At 68.6% G+C, this 12,980-nt stretch carries 8 protein-coding genes; 3 read left to right on the plus strand and 5 right to left on the minus strand.

Features of this window, described 5'->3' with window-relative positions:
* Window positions 1-18 precede the first annotated feature (18 nt).
* Window positions 19-2,367 carry a DUF6049 family protein gene (locus ACIO9J_RS27130; protein WP_402004779.1) on the minus strand — a complete coding sequence of 783 codons (2,349 nt, stop codon included), beginning with the start codon at window positions 2,365-2,367 and terminating at the stop codon, window positions 19-21.
* A gap of 253 nt (window positions 2,368-2,620) precedes the next feature.
* On the opposite strand from ACIO9J_RS27130, the gene ACIO9J_RS27135 reads away from it, so the two are divergent.
* Window positions 2,621-4,063 (plus strand): CCA tRNA nucleotidyltransferase, encoded by a 1,443-nt coding sequence (locus ACIO9J_RS27135; RefSeq protein WP_402004782.1) that lies wholly within the window; start codon window positions 2,621-2,623, stop codon window positions 4,061-4,063.
* A gap of 134 nt (window positions 4,064-4,197) precedes the next feature.
* On the opposite strand, the gene ACIO9J_RS27140 is transcribed toward ACIO9J_RS27135, so the two are convergent.
* The 4 genes from ACIO9J_RS27140 to ACIO9J_RS27155 form a co-directional block, all read right to left on the minus strand.
* Window positions 4,198-4,722 (minus strand): hypothetical protein, encoded by a 525-nt coding sequence (locus ACIO9J_RS27140; RefSeq protein ID WP_402004785.1) that lies wholly within the window; start codon window positions 4,720-4,722, stop codon window positions 4,198-4,200.
* Window positions 4,723-4,836: 114 nt separating this feature from the next.
* Window positions 4,837-6,093, minus strand: a complete 1,257-nt coding sequence (locus ACIO9J_RS27145) for an MFS transporter (protein ID WP_402004788.1) — start codon at window positions 6,091-6,093, stop codon at window positions 4,837-4,839.
* Window positions 6,094-6,172: 79 nt separating this feature from the next.
* Complete coding sequence (locus ACIO9J_RS27150) at window positions 6,173-7,255, minus strand: inositol-3-phosphate synthase (RefSeq protein WP_402004791.1); 1,083 nt, start codon at window positions 7,253-7,255, stop codon at window positions 6,173-6,175.
* Window positions 7,256-7,314: 59 nt separating this feature from the next.
* Complete coding sequence (locus tag ACIO9J_RS27155; RefSeq protein ID WP_402004794.1) at window positions 7,315-8,001, minus strand: PadR family transcriptional regulator; 687 nt, start codon at window positions 7,999-8,001, stop codon at window positions 7,315-7,317.
* A gap of 373 nt (window positions 8,002-8,374) precedes the next feature.
* Between ACIO9J_RS27155 and ACIO9J_RS27160 the strand changes: the two genes are divergently transcribed.
* Window positions 8,375-11,119: a transglycosylase domain-containing protein gene (locus ACIO9J_RS27160; protein ID WP_402004797.1), complete on the plus strand. Its 2,745-nt coding sequence runs from the start codon at window positions 8,375-8,377 to the stop codon at window positions 11,117-11,119.
* Window positions 11,120-11,253: 134 nt separating this feature from the next.
* The gene (locus ACIO9J_RS27165; RefSeq protein WP_402004800.1) at window positions 11,254-12,780 is read left to right on the plus strand and encodes a glycosyltransferase family 87 protein; all 1,527 of its coding nucleotides are present in this window, start codon (window positions 11,254-11,256) and stop codon (window positions 12,778-12,780) included.
* The last annotated feature ends 200 nt before the right edge of the window (window positions 12,781-12,980 follow it).

A 12,980-nucleotide genomic window follows, 5' to 3' on the forward strand; every position in this document is an offset into this window, starting at 1 on the left:
CACCGGCCACGACATCGCTCAACGGTCCACTCTCTCACCCGTGTCCGACGGGTCGGTGCTTTCCGGAGCGGTGTCCGGTGTCGGGTCACTCGGCTGCTCGGGATCGTCTTCACCCGACTCGGTGCCGGACTCGCCCTCAGGACCCTCGTCGGGCCCCTCCAGAGCGCGTTTCCGGGCCGCGCGCTTGCGCTGGGTGTACATGCGGAACCCGGCGAGGACGAGCAGCAGGAGGCCGCCCGCGATGACGAGCATCACCGTCAGGGTGATCTCGGTGACGTTGACTTCGAAGCGGACCGGCCCGCCGTAGGGCTCGCCGTCCTCGGTGAAGAGCTGGGCGTAGACCGGGACCGGTCCGTTGGCGTTGGCGTTGGTGGTGAACTTGACCGACTGGGAGTGGCCGCCCGAGATCTTGATCGGGTGCTCTTCGTACGGCCCGTCGCCGATCTTGAGACGGGTGGGGTTCATGGAGGTCAGGCGCAGCACCAGGTGGTCGACGCCCTGCACCAGGTTGTTCTGCACCGACACCGGGATCGTGGCGCTGCGCCCGGAGAGCTTCGCGTCGGACTTCTTGATGAGCGTCACCTGTTCGGTGAGCGTGGTCAGGTAGTCCGTGACGCCGTCGCGATAGCTCCGCGCCTCGCTGGGGCGGCCGCGCCAGGAGGTCGCCATCTCACGGTCTATGGCCCTCCCGAACGGGGTGACCACCCGGTCCTTCTCGGTGAGGATCACCTGGAAGCGCTCGAGCATCTTCTGGGTGCTCTGGATCGACTCGAAGGCCGACTGCGGCAGCTCCTGCTTGCGCAGTCGCGCCGGGTACGCGTCGGTCGACGGCACCTGGGTCGTGGCGCTCGGGTCCGGCTTGGCCTTCGCGGCCGCGGCCAGGTCCTCGGGCTGGGACCAGCGGCCCTCGCCGAGGGCCTTAAGGGCCTTCGCCATGGCCTGGGCCTGGCTGACGGACGGCATGCGCTGCGGGGCGACGACGATGCTGCGCTGCTTCTCCGGGTCCTGCATCGTGACCATCAGGCTCTGCGCGAGGAACTCCTGCACGGCGAGCGTGGAGCTCTCGGCCCCCGTCATGTCGCCCTCGAAGGCGGTCGAGAGCCGCGCGTCGGCGACCACGGCCGTCGTGCCGCCCCCGATGGGGCGGGCGGCGTTGGGCGAGTACTGGAGGCCGCCGGTCTCGCGGAAGCTGTCGCTGCGGGCGATCACGGTGTGAGCGCCCGCCGAGGTGGCGACGTCGACGATGGAGGGGTCGATCGCGCCCTCCGCGGGCCAGGTGAAGTCGGTGCTCGGCTTCACCTGAAGGATGGCTTCCACGGCCTTCGCGCCGACCTCGGTGGCTTCCTTCAGGCGGCCGAGGGAGCCGGTGACCGCCTTGCCGGTGTGGGCGAGGGAGGCCAGGTCGGGGTCGGCGAAGGGCAGGGCGACGATCTTCTTGCCCTTGACGGCGTCACCGAGGTCGTTGAGCCACTGGTTGGCGGCCGCCTGGTGCTTGCCCGCGACGGTGGACCTGCCGTCCTTGGTCTGGATCCGGTAGTTCTTCGTCATGGCCTCCACGGAGGCCAGCAGGTCCGGGTCGATGACCCAGGTGACGTCGAGGTCCCGGCCCAGCGACAGGAGCTGCTCCAGTCGCCCGCCGGGAGCGATCTCCTTGGCCAGGCCGTCGTCCTTGAAGACCGGCGTCTGCTGCTCGTCGGAGCCTGTCTCCGCGGTGAGGTGCGTCTTGGAGATGAGCGGCCACAGGTACGTGGTCTTCGTCTTCGTGTCGGCGGCGTCGGGCTGCCACGGCAGGAAGGTCCGCTCGAAGCCGAGCACCTGCGGATACGGCTGGGCGGCGGACTGGCCGGTGACCGCGACGCCCAGCTGGTAGACACCGCTGGGGCCAAGGTCAAGCGCCTTGACCGGGATGGAGATGCTGAAGTCCTGCCGGACGCCGGGCGCCAGCTTGCCGAACTTCTCGACGTACTTGCCGCCGACCTCGGTGCCGTCGGACCCCGGCTGGTAGCCCTTGCGCTTGGCGGCGCCGTCGATCGTGCTCCGGCTGTTCAGGGTCGGGCCGAGACGCAGCCCGACCTCGGCCTTGGTCACCGTCTGCTTGCTGTCGTTGGTGACCGTGCCGGAGACCGTGAGGGTGTCGCCCTCACCGGGAGCGGTGGGGGTGAGCCCGTCGAGCGAGACGTCGACGGTGCTGGAGCCGGTGGGGGCGGCCGCCGTCCCTCTGGGCACGGCGGCGTGCGCGGCGGGTCCTGCCGGTACGTGCAGGAGCCCGGCCAGCAAAGGGGTACCCACCAGCAGTGCTGCGGTGCGCCGCAGCCACCGGCGGGCAGGTGAGGGGCTTGTCCCCGGGATGTCTGCCGCCTCGGCCACGCGTTCGCCCGTTCCTCGTCGTCGTCGGCTTCATCGATGGTTCTCGGTTCCTGCGTCCACGCATGGTAACGATGCGCGCTGTGGCGAAGTGCCGCGGACTGCTCCACGTGATCGCGCGGACTGCCGACGTGAGCGGAAGAGCGGACGCCTTACGTGATCGGAAGACCTGGCCGGAAGCGGCGTCGTGGGCCACCGAGGGCCCCGAGGGAATCGGTTCGGCCCCGGGGGTCCCGGGCACGTACCCTTTTCTGTTGTGCCGAACGCCAATGAAGACAACCCCAGCGCACTGAGCCAGGTGCAGCGCCGCGCGGTCACCGAGCTGCTGCGTGTGTCCCCTGTAGCGGACGATCTCGCCCGCCGATTCCAGGAGGCGGGCTACTCCCTCGCCCTGGTCGGTGGCTCGGTCAGGGACGCCCTGCTGGGCCGGCTCGGCAATGACCTGGACTTCACTACCGACGCCCGCCCCGAGGACGTACTGAAGATCGTGCGTCCGTGGGCCGACGCGGTGTGGGAGGTCGGGATCGCCTTCGGCACGGTCGGCTGCCAGAAGGAGGGCTACCAGATCGAGGTCACGACGTATCGCTCCGAGGCGTACGACAGGACCTCGCGCAAGCCCGAGGTGTCCTACGGCGAATCGATCGAGGAAGACCTCGTACGCCGTGACTTCACCGTGAACGCGATGGCCGTGGCCCTGCCCGAGAAGGAGTTCATCGACCCGCACGGCGGGCTCGACGACCTTTCCGAGCGGGTGCTGCGGACCCCTGGGACACCCGAGGAGTCCTTCTCGGACGATCCGCTGCGGATGATGCGGGCCGCGCGGTTCGCCGCGCAGTTGGACTTCGAGGTGGCGCCCGAGGTCGTCGAGGCCATGAAGGCGATGGCCGAGCGCATCGAGATCGTCTCCGCGGAGCGGGTGCGGGACGAGCTGAACAAGCTGATCCTCTCCGCGCACCCGCGCAAGGGCCTCGCCCTCCTCGTCGACACGGGCCTCGCCGACCGGGTCCTGCCCGAGCTTCCCGCGCTGCGCCTGGAGCGGGACGAGCACCACCGCCACAAGGACGTCTACGACCACTCGCTGATCGTCCTGGAGCAGGCGATGGCGCTGGAGACCGAAGGCCCCGACCTGACGCTGCGGATCGCGGCGTTGCTGCACGACATCGGCAAGCCGCGGACGCGGCGCTTCGAGGACGACGGCCGGGTCTCGTTCCACCACCACGAGGTGGTCGGCGCGAAGATGGTCAAGAAGCGCATGACGGCGCTCAAGTACTCCAACGAGCTCGTGAAGGACGTCTCGCGCCTGGTCGAGCTCCACCTGCGCTTCCACGGCTACGGCACGGGTGAGTGGACGGACTCGGCCGTACGCCGCTATGTGCGGGACGCGGGACCGCTTCTGAGCCGGCTGCACAAGCTGACCCGCTCCGACTGCACGACGCGCAACAAGCGCAAGGCGAGCGCCCTGTCGCACGCGTACGACGGCCTGGAGGAGCGCATCGCCCGCCTCCAGGAGCAGGAGGAGCTGGACTCGATCCGGCCCGACCTCGACGGCAACGACATCATGGAGGTCCTGGGCGTGAGCCCCGGCCCCGTGATCGGCAAGGCCTACAAGTTCCTGCTGGAACTGCGCCTGGAGAACGGTCCGATGGAGCGGGACGCCGCGGTGGCGGCGCTCAAGGAGTGGTGGGCCGAGCAGGGCTGAGACCGGCGGGACAAGCGTTGGCTTGTTCTGGCGGTGGCTTGTTCCGTGGTTTCACGTGAAACAAGCCAATCCCGGGATGCACTGAGGGGCGCTGTTTCACGTGAAACCGTGAAGCAGCGCCCCTCAGGAGTCTCCTACTTGGTCTTCTTCAGGCAGAGCACGACGTCGTGGCCCTTGCCGCTCTGGTAGTAGGCGAGCTCGGAGGCCGTGACGGCCTCGCACTTGTTGCTGTCGCTGGTGTTGTCGAACTTCTCGACGACCTCGAACTCGGAGTCGCTGGAGCCGCAGTCGACTTCCTTGAGGTCCGGCGATATCTGCGTGCCGTTGTTGTGCATGCAGCTTCCGACCGAGATCGTCTCGGCGTCGCTCTTGCCGAGGTACCACTTGCCGACGCCTATGAGGATCGCGACCAGGATGAAGCCGCCGATGCGCAGCAGCAGCTTCTTGCCCTTGCCGGAAGGCGCGGCGGGCGGGGGGACCGGACCACCCTGGTGCGGCGGGTAGGGCACGCCCTGCTGGGGCGGGTACGGAGCGCCCTGCTGCGGCGGGTACGGTGCCGGGGCCTGCTGGCCGTACGGAGCGACGCCCTGGGTCTGGCCGTACGGGTTCTGACCCTGCGGCGGATACGGATTCTGGCCCTGGGGCGGCGGAGTGGTCACTTTGGGGGTCCCCCTCGAACGAGAGCGCGATGGCGCGAATACGACGCCCGTAAGTTATCGGGGTGGAGTGACATCTCTGAAGTTCAGAGGGGCTCTGTGTCATTGATGTGACACTTACTGGCGGCTAAATCGGTACATAGTCGCAGTAACTGCTGCGTAGAGCACGGCAACCCCGACCACCAGCGGAACCGACCGCCCATCAGGCGGCAGCAGGAGGGCGGCCACCGCCGCCGCGCCCACGAAGGCGACGTTGAACAGCACGTCGTAGACCGAGAAGATCCGTCCGCGGAAGCCGTCGTCCACCGCGGACTGCACCACCGTGTCCGTGGCGATCTTCGCGCCCTGGGTCGTCACGCCGAGGAAGAAGGCGGCGACGAGCAGGGGCACGGGTGCGAACGGGAGGCCGAGTGCCGGTTCGAGGACCGCCGCCGCGCCCGCGCAGGCGACGATCCAGCCGCCCGCGCCCAGCCGCCCCACCGCCCACGGCGTCACCACGGCGGCCACGAAGAAGCCCGCCCCGGAGATCCCCACGGCGAGCCCGAGCAGCGCGAGCCCGTCGGACTCCGTCGAGGACCAGGCGTACCGGCACAGCATCAGGAACATGACGGTCAGGGCGCCGTAGCAGAACCGCATCACCGTCATCGCGGCCAGCCCGCGGGCGGCCGCGGGGCGCTGCGCCAGGTGCCGCACGCCGGCGCGCAGCCCGTGGGCCGTACCGGCCAGCGCGGTCCTGAGCCGTGGCTGTACGAGGTCCGGGTCGGGGCCGAGCAGTTCACGGCCCATGCGCAGGGAGGCCACGGCGGCGCAGAGGTACAGGGCGGCCCCCAGAAGGACCACCAAGGCGTCGGAGTCCGACCCCGTCAGGCGTACGACGAAGGCGAGTCCGCCGCCCACCGTCGCGGCGAGGGTGCCCGCGGTCGGTGACAGGGAGTTGGCGATGACCAGGCGGTCGGCGTCCACCACGCGCGGCAGCGCGGCCGAGAGACCGGCGAGGACGAAGCGGTTGACGGCCGTGACGCACAGCGCGGAGGCGTAGAAGAGCCAGTCCGGCACGCCGCTCAGCATCAGGACGGCGGTCAGGGAGGCCAGCGCGGCCCGCAGCAGATTGCCGTACAGGAAAACCTGTCTGCGCTGCCAGCGGTCGAGGAGGACGCCCGCGAAGGGGCCGATCAGCGAGTAGGGAAGCAGCAGCACCGCCATCGCGGAGGCGATCGCTCCGGGGGATGCCTGCTTCTCCGGCGAGAAGACGACGTAGGTGGCGAGCGCGACCTGGTAGACGCCGTCCGCGCCCTGGGAGATCAGACGCACGGCGAGCAGCCGTCTGAAGTCCCGCAGCCTCAGCAGTATCCGCAGGTCACCGACGACAGCCATGGAGCACACCCTCACATATGAGGAGGGTCCCCGGGCGGAATGCCCGGGGACCCTCGACAAGTAACAAGGAGAGAGCTGTTTAGCGCTCGACCTCGCCCTTGATGAACTTCTCGACGTTGTCGTAGGCCTCGTCGTCGAAGTACTGCACCGGCGGGGACTTCATGAAGTACGAGGACGCGGAGAGGATCGGGCCACCGATGCCCCGGTCCTTGGCGATCTTCGCGGCGCGCAGGGCGTCGATGATGACACCGGCGGAGTTCGGGGAGTCCCAGACCTCGAGCTTGTACTCCAGGTTCAGCGGGACGTCGCCGAAGGCGCGGCCCTCGAGGCGGACGTACGCCCACTTGCGGTCGTCGAGCCACGCCACGTAGTCCGACGGGCCGATGTGGACGTTGTCCTCGCCCAGCTCGCGGTCGCGGATCTGCGAGGTGACGGCCTGCGTCTTCGAGATCTTCTTCGACTCGAGGCGGTCGCGCTCGAGCATGTTCTTGAAGTCCATGTTGCCGCCGACGTTGAGCTGCATCGTGCGCTCAAGACGGACACCGCGGTCCTCGAACAGCTTCGCCATCACACGGTGCGTGATGGTGGCGCCGACCTGCGACTTGATGTCGTCGCCGACGATCGGGACGCCCGCCTCGGTGAACTTGTCAGCCCACTCCTTGGTACCGGCGATGAAGACCGGCAGGGCGTTGACGAACGCGACCTTGGCGTCGATGGCGCACTGCGCGTAGAACTTCGCGGCGTCCTCGGAACCGACGGGCAGGTAGCAGACGAGAACGTCGACCTGCTTGTCCTTGAGGACCTGGACGACGTCGACCGGGGCCTCGGCGGACTCCTCGATGGTCTGGCGGTAGTACTTGCCCAGACCGTCGTGGGTGTGGCCACGCTGGACCTGCACGCCGGAGTTCGGCACGTCGCAGATCTTGATGGTGTTGTTCTCGCTGGCGCCGATGGCGTCCGCGAGGTCGAGGCCGACCTTCTTCGCGTCGACGTCGAAGGCGGCGACGAACTCGACGTCACCGATGTGGTAATCGCCGAACTGGACGTGCATCAGGCCCGGGACCTTGGCGTCCGGGTCGGCGTCCTTGTAGTACTCGACGCCCTGGACCAGCGAGGCGGCGCAGTTGCCCACGCCGACGATGGCTACGCGAACCGAACCCATTCCGGTTGCTCCCTGTGTGATCTCGGTATTCCGGATGAGACCCTGCGGAACGCTGGGTCTCACTTGGCGGGGTCATCGGACGGATCCGGCGGCGGGTCGTTCTCCCGCCGCCGGGGCAGGTCCGCCGACTCCCCAGATGTGCTGTCCTGCTGAGCGGAGCCGTGGGGAGTGGACCGCTGCTGGTCCCGCCCCGCTCGCTCGCTCTCGATGAGCTCGTTCAGCCAGCGCACTTCGCGCTCCACGGACTCCATGCCGTGCCGCTGCAGCTCAAGCGTGTAGTCGTCCAGGCGCTCCCGGGTACGGGCCAGGGAGGCGCGCATCTTCTCCAGGCGTTCTTCGAGGCGGCTGCGTCGGCCCTCGAGCACCCGCATGCGTACGTCCCGCGAGGTCTGCCCGAAGAAGGCGAAGCGGGCGGCGAAGTGCTCGTCCTCGTACGCGTCGGGGCCGGTCTGCGAGAGCAGCTCCTCGAAGTGCTCCTTACCTTCCGCCGTCAACCGGTAGACGATCTTGGCGCGACGTCCTGTGAGTGGAGCCGCGAGGGCGTCTTCCGGCGTGCTGCCCGACTCTTCGATCAACCAGCCGTTGGCGACCAGCGTCTTGAGGCAGGGGTAGAGGGTCCCGTAGCTGAAGGCGCGGAACACTCCCAGCGACGTATTGAGTCGTTTCCGCAGCTCATAGCCGTGCATCGGGGACTCACGGAGCAGACCGAGCACGGCGAATTCGAGGATGCCGGAGCGCCTGCTCATCGTCGCCTCCCGTCCTTCGTGGTCCCTCAGTACGGCCTTTATGCCGAGCTGATGTATCGACTCGATACATCGAGACGATAGAACGGCGATCCGGTTGAGACAAGAGGGGGCATGGTGAACGGCGTCACATCACCGATTCGTAGGAAGTAACTTGCCTGATTTGGGGTGAACTTCGGCCCTACGAGGGTTTTGACGGTGCGTAGTCTGTGCGCCATGCAAACCGCCGGGAACCACGTGACGCCAGGGGGCGTCGTTGTCCCCGGTGTAGTGCGGGTGAGTGCCGGAACGGGCGCATCCGTACTTCGGGGGGACCGGAAACCAGCCGCCGTTTCCAGGCGTGGACAACTGCGCCTGCCCGAGGAGTAATCGTTCGATGAGCGAGCACCGTCGCAAACCGCCGCAGCCGCAGGGCGGCGGACGCGCCGCGGCCAGGCGTGGCGCCCCAGGAGCGTCGTCGGGCCGCCGCGCGGCACCGCGGGGCGCCACTGAGTCGCCCTCTTCCTCGTACGGATCGCAAGGATCCGGGACGTCGGACGAGGGGGACCGCCCTTACGGCGGCCGGGCCGAGGCCCGGCGCGCAGCGCAGCGCAGCGGTGCGGCCGGCAGTCGGCGCAGAGCACCCGACGGTGGTGGGGGCGGTCGCTCCGGTGGTGGCGGTGGCCGCCGCGGTGGTGGCGGCTCCAGTGGTCCCGGTCGCGGCAGGGGCCGCGGTGCCGAGCCTCCTCGTAAGAAGAGGTTCATCGACTACCCGCGCGCGGACAAGGACGGTCTGCGCCGCTGGGTCCCGTCCTGGCGCCTGGTCACCGGCATGTTCATCGGCTTCCTCGGCAGCCTGATGGCCGTCGCGGGCATCGCGTACGCGCTGGTGCAGGTGCCGGAGGTCGACAAGGCGGCCACGGCCCAGAACAACGTCTACTACTGGGGCGACGGCAAGCAGATGGTCGCGACCGGCGGTGAGCGCAACCGCCAGATCATCGACTACGACGACATCCCCAAGGAGATGCGCTTCGCCGTCATGTCGGCGGAGAACAAGACGTTCGAGAAGGACAAGGGCGTCGACCCGATGGGCATCACGCGTGCCCTGGTCAACATGGCCAAGGGCGGGCAGACCCAGGGTGGTTCGACCATCACCCAGCAGTACGTGAAGAACGCGCGCCTGGGCGACCAGTCGCAGACGTTCTCGCGTAAGTTCAAAGAGCTCTTCATCTCCATAAAGGTCGGCCGCACGGTCCCCAAGGAAGACATCATGGCGGGGTACCTCAACACCGCCTATTACGGGCGCGGGGCCTACGGCATCCAGGCCGCGGCGCGGGCGTACTTCGACAAGGAAGCCAGCGAGCTGGACCCGAGCCAGTGCGCGCTCCTCGCCACGGTGCTCAAGGGCGCCACCTACTACGACCCGGCCGGCTCCCCCGAGATCGACCCCGCGGCGAGCAAGGAAGACAACACCGCGCGGGCGAAGAAGCGCTGGGCGTGGATCCTCGACGAGGAGGTCAAGGACGGCCGCCTGACCGCCACGGAGCGGGACAAGTACCGGACGTTCCCCAAGCTGCAGAACCCCCGGTCGAACGCCGACCTGGCCGGTCAGACCGGTTACCTCGTGGACCTGGCCAAGGCGTACGTCATCCGGAACACGAACATCACCGCCGAGCAGCTCCAGCAGGGCGGCTACGAGATCCACACGACCTTCGACAGGAAGAAGGTCAAGGAGCTCGAGAAGTCGGTGGAGAAGGTCCGCAAGGAGAAGCTCAACACCAAGCTGCGTCCCAAGAAGGACACGCACGTGCAGTTCGGTGGCGCCTCCGTGGACCCGAAGACCGGCGCGATCAAGGCCATCTACGGCGGTGAGGACGCGACCAAGCACTTCACCAACAACGCCGACCAGACCGGCGCCCAGGTCGGCTCCACCTACAAGCCCTTCGTGCTGGCGGCCGCCTTCAAGTACGGCGTCCGCGACCCGCAGGGCGCGGAGGTCCAGGCCGAGTCCGAGCGCACCATCGTCAACCCGAAGAGCCTGTACAGCGGCGAGAACAAGCTCAAGATCCAGAAGTACAACGGTGATGTCTGGACCGACCGGGAAGGGGGGGAATGGCTCCAGAGGAACGACGGTGACCGGAGCTACAACGCCCCGACCTACCAGATCGACCTCCGCGAGGCGATGAGGGAGTCGGTCAACTCCGCTTATGTGCAGCTCGGCATGGACGTCGGCCTGGACAAGGTGAAGGAGGCGGCCATGGACGCCGGGCTCAAGGACGACAGCTCCATGGCGGGCGCCACCTATCCGTCCTTCTCGCTGGGCACCTCTTCGCCCAGCGCGATCCGGATGGCCGGGGCGTACTCCACCTTCGCGGCGAGCGGCAAGCAGAACGATCCGTACTCGGTCAAGCAGGTCGAGCACGAGGGCGACACCGTCTACCAGCACGAGAAGAAGACCAAGCAGGCCTTCGACGCGTCGGTCGCCGACAACGTCACCGACGTGCTGAGGACCGTCGTGGACAAGGGCACCGGTACCTCGGCCAAGCTCCCGGGCCGCCAGGTCGCGGGCAAGACCGGTACGACGGACGGCAACAAGTCCGCCTGGTTCGTCGGCTACACGCCGCAGCTGTCGACGGCCGTCAGCATGTACCGCCTCGACGACAACGAGAACAACAAGAAGCGCGAGTTCCTGGAGATGTTCGGCACGGGCGGCGAGGAGAAGATCCACGGTGCCTCGTTCCCCGCGCGGATCTGGCAGGACTACATGAGCGAGGCGCTCAAGAACTCGCCCGTCGAGAACTTCCCGTCGCCCGGACCGATCGGGCAGGTCGTCGGTGAGACGCCGCCTCCGCCGCCCACTCCGACGAAGACGGAGGAGCCGGAGGAGACCACGTCGCCGACGCCCACGAAGACGAAGCCCACGAAGCCGCCGTCGGAGTCGCCCGATCCCGGGGATACCTGCGACCCGCTCGACTGGGACTGCAACCACGACGGCGGCGGGCAGAACGGTGGCGCCGACGGTGGCGCCGATGGCGGCCCAGGTGGTGAGTCGCCACCGCCGACCGAGGATCCGGCAGGTGGTGGAGCGAACAACGGCAACGGCCATGGCGGCGGGGGATTCATCTCCGGCTCGGACGGCTGAGCCGAGACAGCCGGGCTGAGCCGGCAGCACGCCGGAGTCTCCCCCGCTCGTGTTTCACGTGAAACGAGGACCGTCGCACCGACCGGTGCGGCGGTCCTCGCCGTGTTCCCAGTCGCATACGGCAGGATGTCCGCATGCCTAGTGCGGACCCCAGCGCAGAGACATCGCCCACGAGCGCGTACGAGCCCGTGGGCGCGGAGGAGCCGGAGCCGGTGCGGCCCACGAAGGAGGACGAGGTCGCCGCGGCCGGCAGTGAGCTGCTCGGCGGTCCCATCGGGCGCAGAGTGCTGTACGCGGCCACCTGGTGGACCCCGGTACGCGTCATCACCCTCGTCGCCCTGGGGATGTTCGCGCTCGGAATGGTCCAGAAGATGCCGTGCTACAACGGCGCGTGGTTCTTCGGGGCGAGCTCGCAGTACACGCACGCCTGCTACTCCGACATCCCGCACCTCTACCAGGGGCGCGGTTTCGCCGACGGCCTCGTGCCGTACTTCGACAAGCTGCCCGGCGACATGGAGTACCTCGAATACCCGGTCCTGACCGGAGTGTTCATGGAGATGGCTTCCTGGGTGACGCCCGGCGGCGGATCCATCCAGCACCAGGAAAAGATCTACTGGATGGTCAACGCCGGGATACTGGTGGCCTGCACCGCGGTCGTCGCCGTCTGCGTCACGCGCACCCACCGCCGCCGCCCCTGGGACGGCCTGCTCGTCGCCCTGTCCCCGGCCCTCGCGCTGACGGCCACCATCAACTGGGACCTGCTCGCCGTCGCCCTCACCGCCGCCGCGATGCTGATGTGGTCACGCTCGCGGCCCGTGGCCTTCGGACTGCTGCTGGGGCTCGCGACGGCCGCCAAGCTCTATCCCGCGCTGCTGCTCGGCCCTCTTCTGATCCTGTGCTGGCGGGCGGGCCGCTGGCGGGAGTTCGGCACCGCGGTGCTCGGTACGGCCGGCGCCTGGCTCGTCGTCAATCTGCCGGTGATACTGCTGGCGAGCGACGGCTGGTCGAAGTTCTACACGTTCAGCCAGGAGCGCGGCGTCGACTTCGGCTCCTTCTGGCTGATCCTCTCCCAGCGCATGGACTCCCCGCTGACCACCGACACGGTCAACACCCTGGCGATGGCCCTGATGCTCCTGGCCTGCCTGGGTGTCGGGGCGCTCGGCCTCACCGCGCCGCGCCGCCCGCGCTTCGCGCAGCTCGCCTTCCTGGTGGTCGCGGCCTTCGTCCTCACCAACAAGGTCTACTCGCCGCAGTACGTACTGTGGCTGATCCCGCTCGCCGCGCTCGCCAGGCCGCGCTGGCGCGACTTCCTGATCTGGCAGGCGTGCGAGGTCGCCTACTTCCTCGGGATCTGGCTGTACCTCGCGTACACGACGAGCGGCGACGCCCACAAGGGACTGCCGACCGAGGGCTACCAACTGGTCATCGTGGTGCATCTGTTGGGCACGCTGTATCTGTGCGCCGTCGTCGTACGGGACGTCCTCATGCCGGAGCGGGACGTGGTGCGACAAGCGGGCGACGACGATCCCTCGGGGGGCGTCCTGGACGGTGCGGAGGACCGTTTCGTCCTGGGGCCCGCGCCCTACGCGCAGCCGCCCGTGGAGTGCGCGACGGGCGCGCCTCCCGTGCGGTGGGGATCGGCGCCGGACTCGCCCGGCTGAGCCTCCCCTTGAGGTGTTCGCCCAGAGCGAACAAGTGGCGGCCGAGGGGTGACCGGCTCGCCTGAGGAGTCCTGGCACGGAGAAGGGCCGGGGCCGCCCCCCGGCGGGGCCCGCCCCTCAACCGAAGCAAAAGAAACAACAACCCCGGCGGCCATACCGGGGCACAGCGGGGTGGGGTGGCGCCGCAGGGGCCCCCCCAC

Origin of the sequence: Streptomyces sp. NPDC087300 (assembly GCF_044744425.1) — a bacterium.
In the GTDB taxonomy this organism is placed as follows: domain Bacteria; phylum Actinomycetota; class Actinomycetes; order Streptomycetales; family Streptomycetaceae; genus Streptomyces.

What these genes read in the sequence shown, in the direction of transcription:
- ACIO9J_RS27150 (WP_402004791.1), bottom strand. Translation starts at nt 7,255, where the DNA reads ATGGGTTCGGTTCGCGTAGCCATCGTCGGCGTGGGCAACTGCGCCGCC.
- ACIO9J_RS27145 (WP_402004788.1), bottom strand. Translation starts at nt 6,093, where the DNA reads ATGGCTGTCGTCGGTGACCTGCGGATACTGCTGAGGCTGCGGGACTTC.
- ACIO9J_RS27155 (WP_402004794.1), bottom strand. Translation starts at nt 8,001, where the DNA reads ATGAGCAGGCGCTCCGGCATCCTCGAATTCGCCGTGCTCGGTCTGCTC.
- ACIO9J_RS27160 (WP_402004797.1), top strand. Translation starts at nt 8,375, where the DNA reads ATGAGCGAGCACCGTCGCAAACCGCCGCAGCCGCAGGGCGGCGGACGC.
- ACIO9J_RS27165 (WP_402004800.1), top strand. Translation starts at nt 11,254, where the DNA reads ATGCCTAGTGCGGACCCCAGCGCAGAGACATCGCCCACGAGCGCGTAC.